At 64.7% G+C, this 21,803-nt stretch carries 21 protein-coding genes and 1 pseudogene; 4 read left to right on the top strand and 18 right to left on the bottom strand.

Translation table 11 applies throughout. The features are described from left to right. Positions 1–136 precede the first annotated feature (136 nt). The 4 genes from BKA07_RS08255 to BKA07_RS08240 are packed head-to-tail and all read right to left on the bottom strand — an operon-like array spanning position 137 to position 3,402. Entirely contained in the window at positions 137–733 is a 597-nt protein-coding gene (locus BKA07_RS08255) for an NUDIX domain-containing protein (protein ID WP_167950481.1), read from the bottom strand. Next, complete coding sequence (tsaD, locus tag BKA07_RS08250; protein WP_167950480.1) at positions 720–1,799, bottom strand: tRNA (adenosine(37)-N6)-threonylcarbamoyltransferase complex transferase subunit TsaD; 1,080 nt, start codon at positions 1,797–1,799, stop codon at positions 720–722. Before tsaD ends, BKA07_RS08255 begins: the two co-directional genes overlap by 14 nt. Then, the gene (locus BKA07_RS08245) at positions 1,796–2,458 is read right to left on the bottom strand and encodes an SRPBCC family protein (protein ID WP_167950479.1); all 663 of its coding nucleotides are present in this window, start codon (positions 2,456–2,458) and stop codon (positions 1,796–1,798) included. Before BKA07_RS08245 ends, tsaD begins: the two co-directional genes overlap by 4 nt. After that, positions 2,455–3,402: an aldo/keto reductase gene (locus BKA07_RS08240; RefSeq protein ID WP_167950478.1), complete on the bottom strand. Its 948-nt coding sequence runs from the start codon at positions 3,400–3,402 to the stop codon at positions 2,455–2,457. Before BKA07_RS08240 ends, BKA07_RS08245 begins: the two co-directional genes overlap by 4 nt. 139 nt (positions 3,403–3,541) lie before the next feature. On the opposite strand from BKA07_RS08240, the gene BKA07_RS08235 reads away from it, so the two are divergent. Both BKA07_RS08235 and BKA07_RS08230 read left to right on the top strand, forming a co-directional pair. Continuing rightward, a complete protein-coding gene (locus BKA07_RS08235) occupies positions 3,542–4,204 on the top strand; it encodes a biliverdin-producing heme oxygenase (RefSeq protein ID WP_167950477.1) in 663 nt (220 codons plus the stop codon). Between the two features lie 182 nt (positions 4,205–4,386). Continuing rightward, positions 4,387–5,022, top strand: a complete 636-nt coding sequence (locus BKA07_RS08230) for a LysE family translocator (RefSeq protein WP_167950476.1) — start codon at positions 4,387–4,389, stop codon at positions 5,020–5,022. A gap of 13 nt (positions 5,023–5,035) precedes the next feature. Here BKA07_RS08230 and BKA07_RS08225 read toward each other — a convergent pair whose 3' ends face one another. From BKA07_RS08225 to glmS, 12 genes and pseudogenes are all read right to left on the bottom strand, one after another. Then, positions 5,036–5,506, bottom strand: a complete 471-nt coding sequence (locus tag BKA07_RS08225; RefSeq protein ID WP_167950475.1) for a GNAT family N-acetyltransferase — start codon at positions 5,504–5,506, stop codon at positions 5,036–5,038. Then, the gene (gene tsaB, locus BKA07_RS08220; RefSeq protein WP_167950474.1) at positions 5,503–6,186 is read right to left on the bottom strand and encodes a tRNA (adenosine(37)-N6)-threonylcarbamoyltransferase complex dimerization subunit type 1 TsaB; all 684 of its coding nucleotides are present in this window, start codon (positions 6,184–6,186) and stop codon (positions 5,503–5,505) included. The genes BKA07_RS08225 and tsaB overlap by 4 nt, the downstream gene beginning before the upstream one ends. Next, positions 6,183–6,740, bottom strand: a complete 558-nt coding sequence (gene tsaE / locus BKA07_RS08215; protein ID WP_342449016.1) for a tRNA (adenosine(37)-N6)-threonylcarbamoyltransferase complex ATPase subunit type 1 TsaE — start codon at positions 6,738–6,740, stop codon at positions 6,183–6,185. The genes tsaB and tsaE overlap by 4 nt, the downstream gene beginning before the upstream one ends. Further along, entirely contained in the window at positions 6,737–7,978 is a 1,242-nt protein-coding gene (alr, locus tag BKA07_RS08210; protein ID WP_167950473.1) for an alanine racemase, read from the bottom strand. Before alr ends, tsaE begins: the two co-directional genes overlap by 4 nt. A gap of 49 nt (positions 7,979–8,027) precedes the next feature. Further along, a complete protein-coding gene (locus tag BKA07_RS08205; protein WP_167950472.1) occupies positions 8,028–9,617 on the bottom strand; it encodes an NAD(P)H-hydrate dehydratase in 1,590 nt (529 codons plus the stop codon). Between the two features lie 10 nt (positions 9,618–9,627). Next, positions 9,628–10,917: a M20 metallopeptidase family protein gene (locus BKA07_RS08200; RefSeq protein WP_245161889.1), complete on the bottom strand. Its 1,290-nt coding sequence runs from the start codon at positions 10,915–10,917 to the stop codon at positions 9,628–9,630. A 287-nt stretch (positions 10,918–11,204) separates the two neighbouring features. Next, positions 11,205–11,546, bottom strand: a complete 342-nt coding sequence (locus BKA07_RS19920) for a hypothetical protein (RefSeq protein WP_425339351.1) — start codon at positions 11,544–11,546, stop codon at positions 11,205–11,207. Between the two features lie 89 nt (positions 11,547–11,635). Continuing rightward, positions 11,636–12,010: pseudogene (locus BKA07_RS19915) on the bottom strand (nucleotidyl transferase AbiEii/AbiGii toxin family protein); the annotation flags it as partial. A 94-nt stretch (positions 12,011–12,104) separates the two neighbouring features. After that, positions 12,105–12,668 carry a hypothetical protein gene (locus BKA07_RS08190; protein WP_167950470.1) on the bottom strand — a complete coding sequence of 188 codons (564 nt, stop codon included), beginning with the start codon at positions 12,666–12,668 and terminating at the stop codon, positions 12,105–12,107. Continuing rightward, positions 12,650–13,090 carry a type IV toxin-antitoxin system AbiEi family antitoxin domain-containing protein gene (locus tag BKA07_RS19910; protein WP_167950469.1) on the bottom strand — a complete coding sequence of 147 codons (441 nt, stop codon included), beginning with the start codon at positions 13,088–13,090 and terminating at the stop codon, positions 12,650–12,652. The genes BKA07_RS08190 and BKA07_RS19910 overlap by 19 nt, the downstream gene beginning before the upstream one ends. A 342-nt stretch (positions 13,091–13,432) precedes the next feature. Further along, positions 13,433–13,855, bottom strand: coding sequence for a holo-ACP synthase (locus BKA07_RS08180; protein ID WP_167950468.1), 423 nt, complete (start codon positions 13,853–13,855; stop codon positions 13,433–13,435). A 63-nt stretch (positions 13,856–13,918) separates the two neighbouring features. Continuing rightward, complete coding sequence (gene glmS / locus BKA07_RS08175) at positions 13,919–15,793, bottom strand: glutamine--fructose-6-phosphate transaminase (isomerizing) (RefSeq protein ID WP_167950467.1); 1,875 nt, start codon at positions 15,791–15,793, stop codon at positions 13,919–13,921. Between the two features lie 90 nt (positions 15,794–15,883). On the opposite strand from glmS, the gene coaA reads away from it, so the two are divergent. After that, the gene (coaA, locus tag BKA07_RS08170) at positions 15,884–16,921 is read left to right on the top strand and encodes a type I pantothenate kinase (protein WP_167950466.1); all 1,038 of its coding nucleotides are present in this window, start codon (positions 15,884–15,886) and stop codon (positions 16,919–16,921) included. Between the two features lie 269 nt (positions 16,922–17,190). Continuing rightward, positions 17,191–19,053 (top strand): ABC transporter ATP-binding protein, encoded by a 1,863-nt coding sequence (locus BKA07_RS08165; protein WP_167950465.1) that lies wholly within the window; start codon positions 17,191–17,193, stop codon positions 19,051–19,053. Between the two features lie 60 nt (positions 19,054–19,113). Here BKA07_RS08165 and acs read toward each other — a convergent pair whose 3' ends face one another. Together acs and BKA07_RS08155 are read right to left on the bottom strand one after the other, a co-directional pair. Next, on the bottom strand, positions 19,114–21,072 hold the full coding sequence (gene acs / locus BKA07_RS08160) for an acetate--CoA ligase (RefSeq protein WP_167950464.1): 1,959 nt from the start codon (positions 21,070–21,072) through the stop codon (positions 19,114–19,116). Between the two features lie 107 nt (positions 21,073–21,179). Then, a complete protein-coding gene (locus tag BKA07_RS08155; RefSeq protein WP_167950463.1) occupies positions 21,180–21,767 on the bottom strand; it encodes an acetate uptake transporter in 588 nt (195 codons plus the stop codon). Between the last annotated feature and the right edge of the window lie 36 nt (positions 21,768–21,803).

The raw sequence follows: 21,803 nt of genomic DNA, 5'->3' as shown, positions 1-21,803 counted from the left end.
CCTTGGTCCTGAGGCTGAGACTGAGACTGCGGCTGAGGCTGAGACTGAGGCTGGACCTTGGAGCCGGAGATGCCTGACCCCTGGAGTCTTGCAGCCAAAGCCGCTGGCCCTGACTCCTGCGGCCTCCGGCGGCTCCTCACATGTGCGGGCGGAGGAGCTCTAGGAGGAGGGGCAGCGATGAGGCCACGCCGGAATGCAGTTCGTAGTCAGTGAGCTTCTCGAGGGGCACCCACGCGAGCTCGATGCTCTCCGGGTCGTTGATGATCGGTTCGAAATGGCGCAGGGTGCGAGCGATGACCGTCGTGTAGGTCCACGCGTCGAGGTCAAGCACGTAGGTGTCGAGGATTTCGATGCCTTCGCCCTCGGCATCGGGCACACCTGCTTCTTCCCAGGATTCGCGGATCGCCGCATCGATGGCGGATTCGCCCAGGTCACGGGCGCCGCCGGGGAACCCCCAGGTTCCGCCCTCGACCGACCACAGGGCGCGATGCTGCATGAGGACACCCTGTTCGGGGTCGACCAGCATCAGCCCCGCGGCACCGTTGAGCCCCCAGTGCCGCTGCCCGTCGGATCCGACCGTCCACCCATCACCTGATCGCCGAGGCGGGAGGAAGTCAGGCACATCCCCGGAGTTGGGCCCGTGGGAGTTCATGTCACCTGCGCTTGCGTCGCGTGAGGCGCCGTTCTGAGTGCGAGAGATTCGGTCTCCGGCGTTGGGATCATACGAGGACATGGTCGACATCCAATGAAGAGACTGCGGCAAATGACAGCTCGCTCGGCCCGATTCCGCGGCGGACGAGTTCGGACCCGAGGGCTGCGACCATGGCTCCGTTGTCCGTGCACAGGCTCAGTGGCGGGACGCGCAGAGTCACACCCGCCTCGGCGCATCTGGCTCCGAGCACCTCGCGCAGGTGCGAGTTCGCAGCGACTCCCCCACCGAGGACGACGTGGCTGATTCCGGTGTCGGCCGCAGCCAGCAGCGTCTTGGTCGCGAGGACGTCGACGACGGCATCCTCGAATCCAGCGGCGATGTCGGCGACCCGCAGGTCGGTGCCCAGGGTCTCGGCCTTCGTGACTTCCCGCAGCGCGGCGGTCTTGAGTCCCGAGAATGAGAAGTTGAATCGGCGTTCGGGGTCACGCAGGTCCTGCTTCTTCGCCAGACCGCGCGGGAACCTCACAGCGGTGCGATCACCGGGGACTCCGCTGCCGTCGAGCTGCCCGAGCGCGGCCTTGGAGATGTTCGGCCCTCCCGGATAGTTCAGCCCCAGCAGGCGCGCGGTCTTGTCGAAGGCTTCGCCCGCGGCATCGTCGATCGTGGCGCCGATGAGTTCGATGTCGTCGACGACGTCGCCGATGCGCAGAATCTCGGTGTGTCCGCCGGACACGAGGAGTGCGATGGTCGGTGTGGTCAGCCCGTCGACGTCCTCGGCGACGAGGTCCACGGCCACGTGCGCGGCGAGGTGGTTGACCCCGTAGAGCGGTACGTTGAGTGCCGCCGCGAGTCCCTTGGCCGCCCCGACTCCGACCATCAGCGCACCGCTGAGACCCGGGCCCGCGGTGACGGAGACCGCGTCGAGGTCGCTCAGAGCGACGTGCGCCTGATCGCAGGCGGCGGCGATCGCCGGCCCGATCGCCTGGACGTGTGCACGTGAGGCGACCTCGGGGACCACACCGCCGAAGCGCACATGTTCATCCATCGACGAGGAGATCGTGTTGGTCAGCAGCGTCCGGCCGCGAACGATCCCGACTCCGGTCTCGTCGCACGAGGATTCGATGCCCAACACCAGGGGTTCGCTCATGCGTCGTCCTCGTCGACATCGCGGGTCTCGCCGTCCTCATCCGCTCCGCCGGTCGCGCTGTCCTCGAGCTCGAGGTCCGCATAGATCGCGAGCAGCTCCGCCTCATCGGCTTCGACGACCTCGAGCCCCAGCGTCCGGGCGAACAGACGCATGTGAGTATCCCACATCGGCCCGAAGTCGGCAGCCTTGAGACGCGCACTCTCGACATCGGCGGCGGATTGGGTGAAGATGAGCAGCGTCGCGTCCCCGTCAGTGAGCGGGATCTCCAGCAGCTGGACCCCCAGCACACCGAAGTCGTCGAGCTCGACGAGAACATGGTCATCGGGCTCCCAGCTGAGGACCTGGCCATCGAGCGTGGTCTCGCCGAGGTCGAACCTGATCGTTTCGCCGGGCTCGCCGTCCGCTCCGCTGCGGCCATCGACGTCGGCCCCGCTTTGTCCATCACCGTCTGCCCCGCTTCCCTCGCCGTCCGTTCCGCTCTGATCGGTGGAGTCGGTCCTACTCCGGTCCTCGATGGTGAAGGGTGCGAACCAGGATCCGGCGGCTTCCCGGTCGGTGAGTTTCGACCAGACGGCCGACACGTCCACCGCCAACGGCAGCTCGATGACCAGATCGGTGCCGTTCTCCCAGTTGACCAGCCGTGGGCTTGTGGTCGTCATGCTTGCCTCCCGGCCTCGTTGAGCGCCGTGATCTCGTCATCGGTCAGCTGCAGTTCGGTTCCGGCGAGCAGTTCCGTCAGCTGTTCGGGCACCCGCGCCGAGGCGATCGTCGAGGGGATGAAATCGTGTGACAGCTGCCAGGCCAGTGCGGTGGCCGTCATCGTCGCATTGTGCTCCGAGGCCACGTCGTCGAGGATCTCGAGCACCCTGAGTGCCTCTTGGTCCTCGAGGAAGTCGGCGACCCTGGCGCCTCGTACGCTGCCCGTGCTGTCTCCCCCGGTGTGCTTGCCCGTGAGGAATCCCGAGGCCAGGGAGTGGAACGGCAGCTCGGCGATTCCCTGGCCTCGCAGATAAGCCTGCTTCTGCGAGTCGACCGCATCACGGGAGACGAGGTTGTACCGGTCCTGGACGACGCGATAGCAGGCCAGCGAATACTGGGCGCTGATATTCATCGCCGACTGCAGACGGTCCAAGGTGAAGTTGGAGGCGCCGAGGTAGCTGACCTTTCCGGAGCGGACCAGAGCGTCGAAGGTCTCCGCCACCGCCACCTGATCGACGTCTTCGTCGTCGGTGTGGGCATAGTAGACGTCGACGTGGTCCGTTCCGAGGCGACGCAGGGAATCATCGACGCATTCGCGGATATTGGCCGGATCGAGTCCCCTGTGCTTGGGGTGCGATCCGACCTTGGTCGCGATGACCATGTCATCGCGGTTGCCGCGGGACTTCATCCATTCGCCGATGATCGTCTCCGACTCACCACCCGAGTTGCCATCGACCCACGCGGAATAGGCGTCCGCCGTGTCGATGAAATTTCCGCCCGCCGCTGCGTAGGCGTCGAGGACTGCGAAGCTCTGATCCCGATCTGCGCCCCAGCCGAAGGGATTGCCACCCAACTGCAGCGGATGGACCATCAGATTCGTATCAGCCAATTGCACTCGTTTCATGGCTCCAGCCTACCCTTCGGCACGGGCACGTGAAGCGACCGGGATTGGATTAGGGCAGGCTATACTAAGGTGAAAATCAGCTCTGTAGTTGCCCCAACCAGCGACAACCGGATCATCGATCTCTCATTGAGGAAACATCATGACTGAACCATTCTCCGCTCGCCTCAAGTCCGACACAGCCACGATCCACGACGAGGTCGAACACACTGACTTCATGGTCGACCTCATGGAAGGCCGGCTCGATGCTCACGCCTATGCCCTCCTGCTCACCCAGTACGAGGTCATCTATGAGTCCCTCGAACAGAAGTCCCGCGACTTCTCGGACGATCCTGTCTTCGCACCGTTCCACGACGCCCACCTGCAGCGTCACGAACGGATCCGCAGCGACCTGCGAGAACTTACAAGTTCCGCTGTGCACGGACTCGCCGACGACGATCTGCCGGTGACCCGCGCCGCCCGTGCGTATGCGGACCGCCTCGATCGGCTTGAGCGGCCGGAACAGGTCATCGCCCATCACTACACCCGCTACCTCGGCGACCTGTCCGGAGGGCAGGCGATAGGCGCCCTGATGGGACGGCACTATTCGCTGCCGCCTCACGCGCTGAGCATGTGGGACTTCAGCGCATTGGGCAAGACGAAACCGTACAAGGATGCCTATCGACGTCGCCTCGATGAGATCGCCGGCACCGACGGGGCCGAACAGCTCGTCATCGACGAGACGATGACCGCGTTCACGCTCAACGGTGATCTGCTCGCAGAGCTGACCACTTTGTCAGAACGTCGCAGCGCACCGATCTCCTAATCCGACGGGGGCACCCTGATAGGCCGACGGAGGCAGGTCTCACACCCGGTCGACGCCCTCGAACAGTCCGACGGCGGCCGTCGACAGGACGCCGTCGCAGACGCGCGGGGCACAGTGTGAAATGGCGGTGTACAGTGGTTCTGCACCCTCCGCATCACCGTAGAGCAATCCGAGAGACGACTATGGGCACCGAGCAGCTGTTGGCATGGGCACTTGTGGCCGTGATCGGAGCGGCCACGCCCGGGATCGATCTCATGATCGTCCTCCGGTCGACGCTTCTCAACGGTCGACGTTCGGGCTTCGCGGCAGTCATCGGAGTCGAACTCGGCCACGCCGTCTGGGCCGTTGCCAGCCTCATCGGCCTCACCGCTCTGCTGGCCGCATCGACCCTCGCCTACGACGTCGTCCGGATCGCGGGAGCCTGCTACCTCGTCTGGCTGGGCGCCTCGGCGATCTGGAAGTCCCTGCCCCGCAACCGGTCGACCACGACCGAGCCCGAGGATCTGCCCTCGCCAAGTACGGCCAGCGCGGTACGCAGCGGAATGACGAGCAATCTCCTCAACCCGAAGGTCGGGGTCTTCTACATCAGCATCCTGCCCCAGTTCCTTCCCGCCAGCCCCACGGCCGCAGGATGGGGAGTGCTGCTCGTCGCCATCGCCCTCACCGTCGGTACCGTGTGGCACGCGGCAATCGTTCTCCTCGCTACGCGTGCTCGCGGCATTCTCACCCGTGAACGGGTCAAGATCTGGCTCGATCGCACCAGCGCTGCTGTGATGATCGCCCTCGGCGTGCGCCTGGCAGCCGAGGCCCGAGCCTGAATCTCGGATCGAGCTAGTCAGCCGGCGGGCGGAAGCGCATGAGGATCGCGTCGGCGCCCGGGTAATAGCCCGGCCGTCTCCCCCACTCGTCGAATCCGAAAGACCGGTAAAGGCCCAGGGCCGAGGAGTTGTGTTCATCGACCTCGAGGTGGACGGCCGCGGCTCCCCGACTCGCCGCCCAGTCGACTCCGGCCTCGAGAAGACGACGCCCGATGCCCTGGCCCCGGCCCACCTCGGTGGTGGCGATGGTCATCACGTCCGATTCCGAGCCCGCGGCGAACATGACGATCCACCCGGCGAGGTCCGAGCCCGCCGTCCGCGCCGCGAACATGGACGTCCCGGGCTGGGCTTTGACCGCCCAGTAGTAATTCAGGGTCCAAGCCGTGCGGCCGAAGATGTGGGCGTCGTGGTCAGCGACTTCGGCGAGGTCCCACCACGGGAGCCTGCCGATGGTCGTCAGCCCTCGCACCGAATCCTCGCTCATCTCAGCGTGCTCTCACGCACCGGAGCGGATCTGGCGTCGGGTTCGCGCAGGTATTCCGGGACCGGTTCGCCCAGTTCGCGTCCAGACGCGATCTCCCCGGCCGCCGCGAAGGCGAGGAATTCGGCACGCGGATCGACGATCTCCGCACGGCCGGAGGACCCCAGAACGTCCGGGTAGAGGACGAACCCGCGGCCGAGTCGCTCGGAGATCTTTGTCTGACCATGGGCTTCGAGGACGTCCGCGACCTCGGCCGGCTTGGCCACGAAGGGACCGGCCGTCAGCCTCGCCTCCGAGCCCTCGTAGACGCTGAAATAGACTTCCCTGCGTCGAGCGTCGGCGGCGATGAGCACGGGGCCTTCTGTGGGGGTGTCGGTCCGCCGCAGCTCCTCGGCGAGCGCGGCCTGTGACAGGAGGCCCTTGACCGGAATCCCTCTTGCCTGCCCGACCGCGATGCCGGCAGCGATGCCGACCCGCAGTCCGGTGAACGGGCCGGGTCCGATTCCTGTGACGACGAGGTCCGGCCGTACCTGATTCGACAGCACCCGAGCCAAGGCGGGTCCGCAGAACTCCACATGTCTGCGCTGGTCATCGGCTTGCTCGGCGGCCAGAACGGTCGCGGATTCGGTGTCGACCAGCGCCACCGATGCCGCTTGGGACGTGTCAATGCTGAGAACGATCACGGGCTGTCTTCTTCCTCCTCTGGTTGCGCAGCGGCCACTGTTCGCATTGCCGCGCCCACCTGCTGCAGCCGATCCTGCCAGGTGCTGCCGTGTGCGTGCAGTTCGACGGTCCGCCGCTCGTCATCAACCTCGTCGTCAACGACCTCCTCGCCGTCCGCATCGCCGACGTCGAAGCACGGCGTGATCGTCAGGCCAAGGTAGTCGGAGCTGAGCTGCTCGGCCAGCCCCGCGCCCCATTCGACGACGGTGATCGACTCGTCGAGCTCCGAGTCGAGGTCGAGGTCGCCGAGCTCGTCGGCATCGGAGAGTCGATAGGCGTCGACATGGACCAGCGTCGGGCCCTCGGTCGATGACGGATGTTCGCGTGCGATGACGAATGTGGGTGAGGTGATCCGCCCGAGTACGCCCAACGCCTTGCCCAGGGACTGCGTGAACGTCGTCTTGCCCGCGCCGAGGTTGCCGCTGAGGATGAGGAGATCACCCGCCCGCAGGTACCCAGCGAGCACCTCGGCGAAGGTCCTCATCTGGGCCAATGTCTCCAGCCGAATCTTCACTTCGACACCTCGACCCGGTCGACGCGGTCGCTGATCCGGGTGACGATCTCATAGTTGATCGTGTCGGCCCAGGCGCCCCATTCGGCCGCACTGGGACCGTCGGGGCCGAAGATGACGACCTCATCGCCGATGGCGACCTCGCCCGCTCCGACCTCGACGATCATCTGATCCATCGCGATGCGCCCGACGACGGGGTACCGGGTGCCGCGGATGCTGACCTCGGCCCGGTTCGATGCCGTCCGGGCGATCCCGTCCCCATAGCCGCCGGGGACCAGGGCGAAACGCGTGTCGGTCCGGGCCGTGAATGTCAGCCCGTAGGAGGCACCGTGGCCGCTGGGGATGTCCTTGAGATTGACCACGTGGGAGACCAGCCGCATCACCGGCACCAGCCCCAGATCATGCGCGTCCTTGTCCTCCAATGGGGAAAGCCCGTAGAGCGAAAGTCCGACCCTGGCGGAGGTGCCGGGAAGCGGTGAGAGCGTGAGCGCGGCCGGTGAGTTCGCGATGTGGACCTCGAGTCGCTCCGATTCGCCGAGGCGGCCCTGAGCACCGTCGAGCACCGCTGTCAGCTCCCGGTGGGCGGAGTCGAAGACCTGCGTCTGCTGGGACGTCTCGACACGTTCGGGTTCGTCTGCGACGGCGTAGTGGCTCATCAGCCCGACGATTTCGAGGCTCGGTTCGACGGCCGGTTCGACGGCCGGTTCGACGGCCGGTTCGACGTCGACGGCCGGTTCGGCGTCGGCGGCCGATTCGGTATCGCTGCCCAGAACCCGCAGCTTCTCGAGCGCTGTGGCCCAGTCCGCCGGTGCCAGCCCGTTGCGGCCGAGACCGGTGTCGACCTTGAGGTGGACGCGGGCAACGGTGTTCGTGCTTCGGGCGGCGTCTCGGATCCGGTCGATGCTGTCGACGGTGGAGACCCCCAATTCGATCCGAGCGGCGAGGGCGGCCTCGAGATCGGTGCTCGGGCCGTACAGCCACGCCGTGATGGTGGCCTCCTCGCCGAGGCTCTCACGCAGATGCAGCGCCTCACTGATCGTGGCCACGCAGAAGTCACGCCAGCCGGCGGCGAAGAGCCCGCGGGCGACGATGTCGATGCCGTGACCGTAGGCATTAGCCTTGACGACGCATTTGAGGCGGGCGGGTGCGAGCCGTTCGGCCAGAACCGCGGCGTTGGCCCGCAGCGCAGCCACGTCGATCTCGGCCTTCACCAGTGCCCCTGTGGAATCGGTTGATGTCACTGGATAAGAATACCGCGCACCCACGCGCCTCCTTCGAACAGGTTCCGGCTCACTCGATGAGGGAATTGCCGTGGATGAGCTCGGCCGCCACCTCGGCGACGATATCGGCTAGCGCGCCGGCGTTGACGGCGTGTCGGCCGGCGGCATTGTGCACGAGCACGCCGAGTCCGACGACGCGCGCCAATTCGCGCTCCGGCACCGCGGTCTCGGCCGTCGAATGCCTGTTCTCGGCGTCGACGACCGCGGCCATGGCCCCGATGATCCCGGCCAGCACGTCTCCGGATCCGGCGGTGGCCAGACTGGGCGGGCCCGCCTCCGGGAGCACACTGAACCCGTCGGGGCAGGCGATGACGGTCTGGTGTCCCTTGAGCACGACGATGCACCCGCTGAGTTCCGCGGCCCGCTGCGCCCATCCGATGGGGTCGACGTTGATGCGACTCGCGGTGATGATCTCGCCGAGGAGGCGGCTGAGCAGTCGTGCGAGTTCCCCGGCGTGTGGGGTGAGGACGACGGGTCTGTCGGCCAGCCAGGTGCCCTTGGCTGATTCGGTCCGGCCGACCATGTCGAGGGCCCCGGCGTCGAGGACGACGGGAACGGTCGTCTCGGCCAGGTCGTCGATGCAGGCGCGCACGTATTCGTCTTCGGGGTTGCCCGGGCCCATGACCACCGCATTCATCCGGCCTGTGGCGGTGACGACCTCGGCGTGGAGTCCGATGACGAACTCCGCGACCATCGGCGATCCCAGCGACCGGACCATTCCGATGCCGCAGTTGACCGCCGAGGTGGTCGTGAGGGCACCGGCCCCCGGGTACTCCTCGGATCCGGCGAGGATGCCGACGACTCCGCGGGAGTATTTGTGCCCTTCAGGGTGGGGTCGGGGGAAGTCCGCGGTGAGGTCATCGGTGTCGAGCACCTCGGCGGTGGCCCGGTTCTTCTCGAGTCCGAGGCCGATGTCGACGACGTGGACGGTGCCGGTGAATGGTCGCACGCGGGGGTCGACGAGCTCGGTCTTGAGTCCGCCGAAGGTCACGGTGTGGTCGGCGTGGATCCGGTCCTCAGCCCCCGTCTCCTCCGGTGACAGGTCGGAGGGGACGTCGACGGCGATGACGGCGGAGGCGGACGAGGTGCCGTGACTTCCGGTGGTGGCCGAATGCCGCCAGTCGCGGACGAGTGAGGCGATGTGGTCCGGCAGCCCGCGCCTGCCACCGGTGCCGAGGATGCCGTCGAGGACGAGGTCGGATCGGCGGAGTTCACGCAGAACCTCGCCGCGCGGGTCCACGGCCTCGGTGTTGCGGTGGCCTGCGGTCCCGGTGCTCGAGCAGTCGATGACTCCGGCTCCGACTCGGCGCGCCGCGGCCAGCCCCTCATCGTGGGTGCGGTCGAAGAGGGTGATCACGGTGATGTGGGCGCCGCGGCGACTCAGGGCTGCGGCGGCGAAGAGCGCGTCCCCGGCATTGTTGCCCGGGCCGGTGAGCACGCACACGCGGGCGCCGAAGATCTGGCCCCGTCTCTCGCGCAGCACTTCGGCGGAGAACCTCGCCAGGGCCGACGAGGCTCGGGCCATGAGGTCGAAGCCCGCTTCGAGCAGGGGCCGTTCGGCCTCGCGGACGACCGTGCTGGGATAGGCGAAGACTGACATCGGATCCTCCTCAGTCCTGAGCCAGACGGGCGAGCTTCCGACCCGCCAGGTGGGCCAGGAACAGTGCATGGTCGGCCAGGCCCTCGTCGCTGTGTCGGGCCCGCGGCGAATGGTTGGCCTCGCGCTCGGCGGCAGGCAGGTTCGGCAGAGCCACACCGAAGTGGCCGTAGGCACCGGGGACCTGTTCGAGCACGCGGGAGAAGTCCTCGGAACCGGGGATCGGATTCGGCCGAGCCACGGCACGGTCGGTGCCGAAGAGATCGGCGAAGGTCTCGAGGAAGAAGTCCGCCTCGGCGTCGTCGTTGATCGTCGGCGGCAGGACCAGCTCATAGTCGATGTCTGCTTCAAGGCCGTGGGCGGCCACCAGTTCGCCGACCAGTTGCGGCAGCTCGGCTTCCGCACGCGCCGTGACTTCGTCGGAGAAGGTGCGGATGCTGACGACGAGCTCGGCGAAGTCGGGGATGACGTTCGGGGCGGTGCCGCCGTTGAACTGGCCGACGGTGATGACGAGGGGGTCGAAGATGTCGAAGCGTCGGGTGACGTATTCCTGGAGCTGTCCGACGAGCATGGCACCGACCTGGATCGGGTCCAGTCCGGTCGCGGGGCGCGAAGCGTGGGTGCCCTTGCCGCGGACGGTGATGCTCATCTTCGAAAACGCTGCCATGTACGATCCTCGACGGCTGTAGGCGGAGCCGAGTTCCTGATCGGCGGAGACGTGGATGCCGTAGGCCGCCTTCACCCGGGGCCCGGCGGCGTCGAGGACGCCCTCGTCGATCATCTTCCCGGCTCCGTCGTAGCCTTCCTCACCGGGTTGGAACATGAACACGACGTCGCCGGGCAGAGCGTCCCGGTTGCGGTGGAGCAGTTTCAAGGCGCCGACCAGCCCGCTCGTATGCAGGTCGTGGCCGCAGGCGTGCATCCGGCCGGTCGTGGCCGCGAAGTCGAATCCCGTCGCCTCCTGCACGGGCAGACCGTCCATGTCCCCGCGCAGCAGCACGGCGGGCACGACACCGGTCGAATCTTCGGCCCGTCGGCCTCCGCGCAGAACGGCGACGACAGAGGAGAGTCCGTTGCCCTTCGTCACCTCGATGTCGAGGCATTCGAGGGCGTCGAGGACGAGTTCCTGGGTGGCTGGCAAGTCGAGCCCGACCTCGGCGTTCTCGTGCAGGCTGCGACGCAAGGTGACGAGACCGTCCGCGATGTCCGCAGCATCATCAGGGGTGGGAAGGTGGATGTCGGCAGTCGCGCTGGACGAGGAGCGGTCGATGCTCGGGGTATCAGCGTGGGTCGAAGTGCTCATGGGCCGAGTCTATTCCCGACCCCGCCGAGGTGCGATCGTGCTCCCGACACGCTGTAGTCGAAGACGAGGTCATCTCACCCAATCGAGCAGCGGGAAGACCGACGTTCCGGTCCGAGGATCGACGGGACGTCCCCGCACCCCTGGGAGGCACCCAAGTTTTGGCGCACTGCATCCTCCCTCCGAGCCAGGACATTCTGCAAGGTCCAGATCAGCCTCAGCAGCAATCAGCTTGCGTGATATAGCTTTGATGAATCGTTTGAGTCAGCTCCGCCGCGAGTCCGCGATACTTACTCCCAGCGTAGTGCCTGGGGGCTCCAAGTCTGGGAGTTATTCTGGTTCATCACCGCCTCGTCAATGAAGTCTCGAACAAGCTCTACTGCATCAATGACGGTCGGATGCCGGTTACAGTGAGGGATTCGATTGGCTGCCTCCTTATACTGCCGTATCCAGTCCCGTGCAGGCACTCGACCGGCAAAGTCGACGCTCGATAATCCTCGAAGTCGGGCTTCGGCAATAACTGCTTGCCGAAGGGTAGAACTTTCGAGCTGTTGGGTCGAGGCATACGTGACGATGTCGACCAGATCTTTCGATCGTGTCGAAGGCTGATTAGCGAAGTGGGTTTCGACCATTGCGCAGGCCTTTTCGGCGATCTGGCTGACAAGGGGTAGAGGCGATAAAGCCTATGCGGCAACATCGGCAGCTTCTTCGCCAAAGGCGACTCTCCAACCTCGACAGCGCTAGTTAGAGGGGTACGAGAGACGACGAGGTCGACGCTGACCCGATTGAGCTTCTTCTGCCCACAGTAGACATCGAAAACGAGCACCGCGCCCTCGCGAGCTCCTTGACCCTCTCCCTCGAGGATTGGGCCGCTGGTGAGCAGGGTGAATCGAAAGAAGTCACCCAGATCCAAGGCAGCCAGCTTCTTCAGTTCTTCGATCGCAGCCTCGAGCGTGCCGCTTTCGCGAAGGAGGTCAATGTCTTTTGTTGCTCGAGCATCAGGGAGCCTCACGAGGGTGCTCGTTCCGCCTTTGAGGACCCAGCTGGGATCAGAGGCAACAAAAACGCGCGTGAGAAGCCGGTTGCGATACTCCATCTCAACGATGGCGGCGGTGTTGCCGCCGACTTCTTTTGCCTGACTTTTCGCCACATCAGATATGGCTCTCACAACAGCGCTTGGGCTCGTATATTCACTCATCGACAGGCTCCTCGTTAGACTTCACATCACTGCCTGAGTCCTGCCGGATCAGCGACTTGCTCCCGTCTCGACCCACATCTATGGGATCTTTTGTTTTGCCGATCGTCTTTGACAGAGCTTTGCCAGGAAGTTGAGTAGCTCGCGGTACGCCGAGAGCAGTCCGCCTCGAGGGGCCAAGTATGTTCTTCATCAGGTTCGGCGACGCATTCTTCATGATGTTTGCCACTGCCTTTTGAAAAACTGGAGACGATGGCGAATTGAGAACTAGCCGTGGCAGCTGTGGGCGAATGGAGTCCATCAGTGGTTTCAGGGGACCAGCAAGCAGTGATGTTAGAACACTGTACTCAAGCTCACTGGAGCCCGTCATGAGAAAATGCACGAAATCAGAACCGTCTTCGAACCCATTCCGATTCGCAAGAGGGCCAAGGATTGCACGCAGATGGTCAAAGTCGACCTTGCCAAATGTGGTGTCCCCGAAAGCATCGGCGACCAGTGAGAGATCTTCGTAGGACTCGATGAGATCTGCGATTGTCCGCTCTACCGTTGTGCACGGCATGCCCTCGACGATCGTGATGTCATCGCTGGTGATCGCACGTCGTCGCAGGCGGACATCTTCCCGCTCGTCCGTTTTCTCACTGTTGATACGAACTCAATTTTGTCAGGAATGAGCTGCCCGATGCCCCATAGTTCTGCGGCAGATCGGTGAGTGACCGTAAACCCGGAGGGATCTCCTTCTAGTCGCTCGAATGCGAACCGTTGAGGATCGAGTGACAGCCAAGCTGCTCTAAGCTCAGAATGCTGCCCCATTGAACCCTCAGGTGTGGCATACACGCCATGAGCGAGGCGCGAGATTGCGTGCTGGTTGACGAGGCGGCTGAGCACAAGGCGGGAGATTCCGCGACGCTGCGCCTGCTGTGTCGTCAGCAGACCATTTTGCTCCGCAGCGAGGTCCAGCACTTCAGATACAAATTTCGACATGCCCCGATTGTATCGAAAGTGATACTTTCAGTGTATATCTAGATTCCGGCACTGGGCGAATTTGATGTCGATATGGCTGATTTGCCTGCCAGAATCCGAGCCTAGTTTTGCAAATTCTGGGACGTAGAGCCGTCGATTGTCCTCGGCGCAGGCCTGTAGGACGAGGAAGATGTTTCTCGATCTGGGTCAAAACGCGCGAGGCTTTCTCGGGGGAAGGACGGCCGTGGTGTCCGAAACCTCAGAGCCGTTTATCATTCTGACCGAGTCATGCTCGGTCCCTGTCCCGCAGCAGCCACCATTTGGCGCTGCGTTCGACGAAGGTCGTACACGATCCCCGGGCAACTACCCGAAGTGCTCCGCGTCCCAGTCCACGCTCGGGCTCAGCGACGGACCTTCGCCTTCGACGACGACGAAGGTCATCGTCAGATTCGCGTCATGGGTGATCGACAGGTGGATGTCGGTGGCCCCGATGAGATGGAAGTGTTCGAGCACCAGGCCACGCAGGCGGAATGAGGGCGCACCGGACCTCGCGGGGACCACCTCGGCGGACTGCCAGGGCAGCCACCCGGGGAAGCCGATCGCCTTCTTCAGTGCCTCCTTGGCGGAGAATCTCGCCGCCAAGGAGGCATCCGTGCGGCGCCTGCCGGTGCGCCCTCGCTGTTCAGCCGGGGTGAGCAGACGGTCGAGGAGCTCGGGCACGCGCTCGATGTGCTCGGCGAAGCGCGGCACATCGGCGATGTCGGTCCCGATTCCCAGAATGGCCATTGTGCTCCCTCAACCCGGCGGTCGCGTCCCCACCGGGCACACGATCCGCCTGCTGTGAACTGATTACTCGACGGTCACGGACTTGGCGAGGTTGCGTGGCTGATCCACGTCGAGACCCTTGGCCGTGGCCAGTTCCATCGCGAAGATCTGCAGCGGAACCGTGGTCAGCAGCGGAGCCATGAGCGTCGTCGTCTGCGGGACGTAGATGACCTCGGATGCGAACTCACGCACCTCCTCGTCACCTTCCTCGGCGATGACGACGGTGTTGGCACCGCGGGCACGGACTTCCTGGATGTTCGAGATGACCTTGGCGTGCAGCGAATCGCGGCCGCGCTTGGACGGCACGACGATGATGACCAAACGACCGTCGTCGATGAGCGCGATCGGTCCGTGCTTGAGTTCACCGGCGGCGAAGCCCTCTGCATGGATGTAGGCGAGCTCCTTGAGCTTGAGCGCCCCTTCCATCGCCACCGGGTAGCCGACATGGCGGCCCAGGAACAGCACGGAGTTGACGTCCTGATTGCGGCGAGCCAGAGCGAGGACCTGTTCCTTGTCGTTGTCGAGGACGCTCTGGACCTTCTCCGGGATGGACTGCAGCTCCTTGAGGATGACGCCGATCTCGTCGCGGAACTTGTTGCCGCGCAGCTGCGCCAGGTAGAGGCCCAGAACGTAGCAGGCGACGACCTGCGAGAGGAAGGCCTTCGTCGAGGCGACCGCGATCTCCGGGCCCGCATGTGTGTACAGGGCGGCGTCCGATTCGCGGGGAATGGTCGATCCGAAGGTGTTGCAGATGGCGATGACCTTCGCGCCCTGCTGGCGGGCGTGGCGGACAGCCATGATCGTGTCCATGGTCTCTCCCGACTGCGAGATCGCGACGACGAGCGTCTTCTCGGTCACGACCGGGTCGCGGTAGCGGAACTCGTGGGCGAGTTCGACCTCGACGGGCACGCGGCACCAGTGTTCGATCGCGTACTTGGCGACCTGGCCGGCGTAGGCGGCGGTGCCGCAGGCGATGACGACGATCTTGTCGATGGTCTTGAGTACGGTCTCGTCGATGCGCATCTCGTCGAGGGTGAGCTTGCCGTCGACGTCGAGGCGACCCAGCAGGGTGTCCGCGACGGCCTGCGGCTGATCGTGGATCTCCTTGTCCATGAAGGAGGCGAATCCGCCCTTCTCCGCGGCAGCGGTGTCCCAGTCGACCTCGTACCGGTCGCCCTCGACCTCGTTGCCGTCGGTATCCGTGATGACCACGGTCTCCGGGGTGATGGTCACGACCTGATCCTGACCGATCTCCACCGCGGTGCGGGTGTAGTCGATGAAGGCGGCGACGTCGGAGCCGAGGAAGTTCTCGCCCTCGCCCAGTCCGATGACCAGCGGCGAGTTGCGGCGAGCGGCGACGACCCGGCCGGGCGCGTCGGCGTGGACGGCGAGGAGGGTGAAGGCGCCTTCGAGCTGCGTGGCGGTCACGCGCATCGCGGCGGTCAGGTCCCCGGTGTCCTGGAAGTTCTTGGCCAGCTGGGCGGCCGCGACCTCGGTGTCGGTCTCGGACTCGAACTCGACGCCCTCGCCGGTGAGGTCCTTCTTCAGCTGCGCGAAGTTCTCGATGATGCCGTTGTGGATGAGGGCGAGCTTCCCGTCGCCTGCCACATGCGGGTGGGCGTTGAGGTCGGTCGGTCCGCCGTGGGTGGCCCAGCGGGTGTGGCCGATGCCGGTCTGCGCCTGCGGCAGCGGGTTGGCGTCGAGCTCATCGGTCAGCGCCGAGAGTTTGCCGGCCTTCTTCGCGGTCTCCAACTCACCTGCAGGAGTGACGAGGGCGACTCCCGCGGAGTCATAGCCCCGATATTCGAGCCGTCTCAGGCCGCTGAGCACCACATCGAGGGCCGCGTGATCAGCATTGTCAACGTCTGCTTTGGATACATAACCAACGATTCCACACATGAGGGGAATTTTACGCAATCGAGTCAAGAAACGTCGCATCGGACCACCTCGGCGATTGCCGGTCACATGACGCATGACACAATTGTGGCCATGTCACACGTCGATCCCGCCTTTGACCGTGCGCGTCGCCTCGCCGGCCTCAACACCAACCGCAAAGCCGAGGCGGAACCGACCTCCCCCTTCTGGGAGTTCGAACGCGAGGTCTGGGGGGCCCTGGCCCAGGCCACTCCCCTGCCGCTGAAACAGCGCGACATCGAACGTCTGCGCGGTCTGGGCGACCGGATCAACCTCGACGAGGTGGCGCAGGTGTACCTGCCCCTGTCGCGACTGCTCAACCTCTACGTCTCCGCCCGCCGCAGCAAACACGAGATGACCCGCGAGTTCTTCTCCCCGCTCCACGAACTCGGCCTCGAGCCGCAGGAGGCCAAGCGGACCCCCTTCGTCATCGGTGTGGCCGGTTCCGTCGCGGTCGGCAAGTCCACCACCGCCCGTGTCCTGCGCGAACTCTTGGCCCGCTGGCCCGACACTCCCCGCGTCGAGCTCATCACCACCGACGGCTTCCTCTATCCGAATGCCGAGCTCGAGCGCAGGCGTCTGGGTGGCCGCAAGGGGTTCCCCGAATCCTACGACCGGCGCAAGCTGCTGCGATTCATCTCCGCGGTGAAGTCCGGGTCCCCCGAGGTCCGTGCCCCCGTGTACTCGCACCACACCTATGACATCGTCCCCGGCGCCGAGGTGGTCGTCCGTTCCCCCGATGTCCTCATCGTCGAGGGTCTCAACGTCCTCCAACCCGCCCGGCCCCGCAGCGACGGGACGCTGGGCCTGTCGATCAGCGACTACTTCGACTTCTCCGTCTACGTCGACGCGCGCTCCCGCGATATTCGGCAGTGGTACATCTCCCGGTTCCTCAAGCTCAAGCACGGCGCCTTCCAGGACACCGACTCCTATTTCCACCGCTATTCGAAGCTCGATGACGACGAGGCGGTCACTCTGGCCACGGAGATCTGGGACTCGATCAACTTCCCGAACCTGCGGGAGAACGTCCAGCCCAGCCGCGGTCGAGCCGACCTGGTGCTGCACAAATCGGACGACCACACGATCCGCAAGGTCCAGCTGCGCAAGCTGTGAGGGGCGAGGTGACGTCACTCACCTGCAGCCCGGATCGGCTCGTCGGGGAAATAGATTCCACGCCCGCGCAGTTGCACTCAGTGCATGGTTTGAAACCAATGTGAGCCGGCGATGGCGAGCCGTGGACATCATCGGCTCGTCGGCGCCGGCGAACCATCGCCGCACACTGGCGCGCCCAGCACCGGTTTCGAACCCGAGGACCGCTGTGTCCGATTGTGTCCGGACGTCGACCGTCCCTGCCGGGACGCCACCAAGGAAATGAGGCCGATATGAGTCTGCAGTCAGCGCACAGGGTGATGTTCAGCTCCGTGTCGAACAAGAAGACCCCGCAGACGACGATCAAGCCCGGCACCTACCGGCGGATCGCAACGTTCGCGACCCGGCACAAGAGGAAGCTCATCGTCTTCCTCGCCCTTTCCGTCGGTACGGCCGTCATCGGCGTCCTCAATCCGGTCCTGGCCGGTGACGTCGTCAACGCGATCACCAGCGGCGGTCCCGTCGAGACCGTAGTCTGGCTGGCCGTGGCGATCGGCGGACTGGCCATTGCCGACGCCGGGATCACGATCGCCAACCGGTACCTGTCCTCCCAGATCGGTGAGGGACTCATCTTCGATCTGCGCACCGCAGTCTACGACCATGTGCAGAAGATGCCGATCGCGTTCTTCAATCGCACCCGGACCGGTGCCCTGGTCTCGCGCCTGAATACCGATGTCATCGGGGCCCAGCGCGCGTTCTCGAACACTCTCTCGGGCATCGTGTCGAACTTCGTCTCGCTGGCGCTGACCGTCGGGGTGATGGTCACGATCTCCTGGCAGGTCACTGTCATGTCGATCCTGCTGCTGCCCCTGTTCATCATCCCCACGAAGCTGCTCAGCGGACGACTCGCCTCGCTCCAGTTCCAGGCCGCTGACAACACGGCCAACATGTCGACACGGATGACGGAGCGCTTCTCAGCGGGAGGCGCGACCCTCATCAAGCTCTTCGGCAATCCGAAGACCGAGAACGAGGAGTTCTCCGATCGCGCGGCTCAGGTCCGCGATATCGGTGTCAAGGTCGCCATGCTCCAGTCCACGTTCGTGTCTTCGTTGACGCTCGTCTCCGCCCTGGCTTTGGCGCTTGTCTATGGCATCGGCGGTGCCCAGGCTGTTCTCGGCAACCTCAACGCCGGCCAGGTCGTCACGCTCGCACTGCTGCTGACCAGGCTCTACACTCCGCTGACTATGCTCGCGAATGCTCGCTTGGACATCATGAGCGCCGTCGTCAGCTTCCAGCGTGTGTTCGAGATCCTCGATCTCGTCCCGCTCATCAAGGAACCGAAGTCGCCGAAGTCGCTGCCCGCGGGCGGGCTCGACGTGACGTTCTCCGACGTCGACTTCGCCTACCCCAGCGCGGACCAGGTCAGCCTCGCCAGTCTCGAGGACGTCTCCGTCCTCGATTCCAGGGGCGGGGACGAGGTTCTGCATTCCCTGAACTTCACGATCCCGGCCGGTCACACTGTCGCCCTGGTCGGATCCTCCGGTGCCGGAAAGTCGACGATCGCCTCGCTGCTTCCGCGTCTTTACGACGTCACCTCCGGGTCCATCACGATCAGCGGGGTCGACGTGCGCGACCTGTCTTATGAGACCATGCGCAAGACCGTCGGCGTGGTCACACAGGACGGACACGTATTCCACGAATCCATCCGGGAGAATCTGTCCTTGGCGAAGCCGGAGGCCGGCGACGCCGAACTGCACGAAGCGATCGACGGAGCACAGCTCCACGACGTCATCGCTTCGCTGCCCGACGGTCTGGACACGATCGTCGGTGAGCGCGGATACAGGCTCTCCGGCGGTGAGCGTCAGCGCCTGACGATCGCGCGCATGTTGCTGGCGGCCCCGGACGTCGTCGTCCTCGACGAGGCGACCTCGGCCCTGGACTCGACGAACGAGGCCGCCGTTCAATCGGCGCTGACTCGGGCCATGAGCGGGCGCACCGCCATGGTCATCGCACACAGGCTCTCAACGATTCGCCAGGCCGATACGATTCTCGTCGTCGAGGCCGGGCGCATCGTCGAATCGGGTTCCCATGCCGAACTGCTGGCGCAGAGCGGACGCTATGCCGAACTCTACGCCACGCAGTTCGCCGCCACCTGAGGGCAGGGCACGGCGCGCGAGCTGATTGCATTACGCCGCGAGCCTGGCGCACTCAGGTGATCAGGAGTTCGCGTCCCCGGACATCCCCTCTTGGATGAGGTCCATGACCGAAGAGTCCGCCAGCGTGGTGACATCACCGATCTCACGGTTCTCGGCCACGTCTTTGAGCAGGCGGCGCATGATCTTGCCTGAACGGGTCTTGGGCAGATCCGGCACGACCATGATCGACCGTGGTGTTGCGATCGGTCCGATCTCGGCGCGAACGTGGTTGCGCAGTTCCTTGACGACGTCTTCACCGCCGCCATCGGCGCTTTCTTTGAGGATGACGAAGGCTTCGATCGCCTGGCCGGTGGTGTCGTCCCGCGCTCCGACCACGGCCGCCTCGGCGACCATGTCGTGGGAGACGAGGGCCGATTCGATCTCAGTCGTCGACATTCGGTGACCGGAGACGTTGAGAACGTCATCGACACGGCCGAGCACCCAGATGTCTCCATCCTTGTCGATCTTGGCACCGTCGCCGGCGAAGTAGACGTCCGGGTACTGTGACCAGTAGGTCTTGCGGAAGCGTTCCTCATCTCCCCACAGGGTGCGCAGCATCGCCGGCCAGGGTTCCTTGATGACGAGATAGCCGCCGTTGCCCGGTGCAACGGAATTGCCCTCGTCATCGTAGACGTCGGCGACGATTCCCGGCAGAGCACGCATGGCCGCGCCCGGCTTGGTCGCAGTCACTCCGGGAAGCGGGCTGATGAGGATATTGCCGTTCTCGGTCTGCCACCAGGTGTCGACGACCGGGCACCTGTCGCCTCCGATGACTTCCCGGTACCACATCCAGGCCTCGGGGTTGATCGGCTCTCCGACGCTGCCGAGGAGCCGCAGGGAGGAGAGATCGTACTCGGCGGGAATCTCCCGACCCCACTTCATGAAGGTCCGAATGCCCGTCGGTGCACAGTAGAGAACCGAGACCTTGTACTTCTCGACGATCTCCCACCACCGACCGCGGTGCGGGGTGTCCGGTGTGCCTTCGTAGAGCACCGAGGTGGTGGCATTGGCCAGGGGACCATAGACGATGTAGGAGTGTCCGGTCACCCAGCCGATGTCCGCGGCCGTCCAGTAGACGTCCGTCTCCGGTTTGATGTCGAACACCGCCCAGTGGGTGTAGGACGTTCCCACGAGATAGCCCCCGGTGGTGTGCATGATTCCCTTGGGCTTGCCCGTGGTGCCCGAGGAGTACATGATGTAGAGCGGGTGCTCGGAGTCGAAGGATTCGGCCGTGTGCTCGTCACTCTGCCTGTCGACGACCTCGTGCCACCACAGGTCCCGGCCCTCCTGCCAGTCGATGTCCTGACCGGTGCGCTGCACGACGAGGACGTTGCGCACCTCGGGGCATTCCTGCATGGCTTCGTCGACGACGGATTTGAGACCGGAAGGCTTGCCCTTCCGATAGCCGCCATCGGCGGTGATGACGAATTCCACACCGCAGTCTTTGACCCGGTCGGAGATGGCATGAGCGGAGAAGCCGCCGAAGATGACCGTGTGCGGGGCACCGATTCGGGCGCACGCCAGCATGGCGAAGACGGTCTCCGGGATCATCGGCATATAGATGGCGACCCGGTCGCCGGTCTTCACGCCCAGCTCGGTCAGCGCATTGGCGGCCTTGGACACCTCGCGCAGCAGGTCGGAATAGGTGATCGTGCGGGTATCGCCGTTCTCGCCCTCGAAGTGGTAGGCCACCCTTTTGCCCAGGCCCGCCTCGACATGGCGGTCAACGCAGTTGTAGGCGGCGTTGAGTCGGCCTCCGACATACCATTTGGCGAAGGGAGCATCGGACCAGTCCAGAACCTCGTCGAAGGGCTTGTCCCAGGTGATCCTTCCGGCCTTCTCGGCCCAGAAGCCGATGCGATCGGCGGCAGCCTTGTCGTATTCCTCAGCCGTCACGTTCGCCTGTGCGGCGAACTCCTCCGGAGGATCGAAGGTCCGCGCCTCATAGCTCAGTTCCTCGATGGTGTGCTTGTTCGCCATTTTCTACTCCTTCGTATCGCCGTGACGATCCCCGGCACGTCCTCAGGTGTCGAGCTGTCGGTGATCATCGGCCTGTTCGTGAGACTACAGCTTGGAGAAATCGCACCTCAACCCATCGGGATGACCTGTCTGCCGAACGTTTCGTTCGTCACCCCCGCGAATGATGCATACCAGGCGACCAGTGCGGTTGCGAGCCCGGCATAGCCGCCGAGGTGGCCCACTGTGACATTCTGAGCGAACTCGCCGATCGAGAGCAGGAAGAACGTGATGGCGAGCAGTATGAACACGATGAGGACGGTGGTATTGACCTTGATGGCCGGAATGATCATGTAGAGAGTGAAGATGCCCCAGGCGAGCAGGTAGATGCCGAGACCGGCAGACGCCGCCTCTTCAGGCAGTTCGGCGAATCCGGTCAACCACCAGAACGATATCCAGAACGCACCGAACGAACAGAAAGCCGTGGCTCCGAACGTATTGCCACGGGCGAATTCCCAGATTCCGGCGCCGAACTGGGCGATGCCGCCATAGGCCAGGGCGAGTCCGAAGACCGCCGGTTCAGCCGCGGCATCGAGCAGTCCGGCGTTGAACATGCTCAACACGAAGGTGGTCAGAGCGAAGGCTCCGATTCCCAGCGGAAGCGGATCGGCCAAACGAGTCGCGATGGGAGCGGGTTCGGTGACCCTTACGTCGGTCATAATGAATTCCTCCTTTGGAAGCTTCATATGTCTGTG

It is taken from the genome of Brevibacterium marinum (assembly GCF_011927955.1).
Taxonomy (GTDB): domain Bacteria; phylum Actinomycetota; class Actinomycetes; order Actinomycetales; family Brevibacteriaceae; genus Brevibacterium; species Brevibacterium marinum.
The sequence above is the reverse complement of the archived record's forward strand: the minus strand, read 5'-3'. Positions and strand labels throughout refer to the sequence as shown.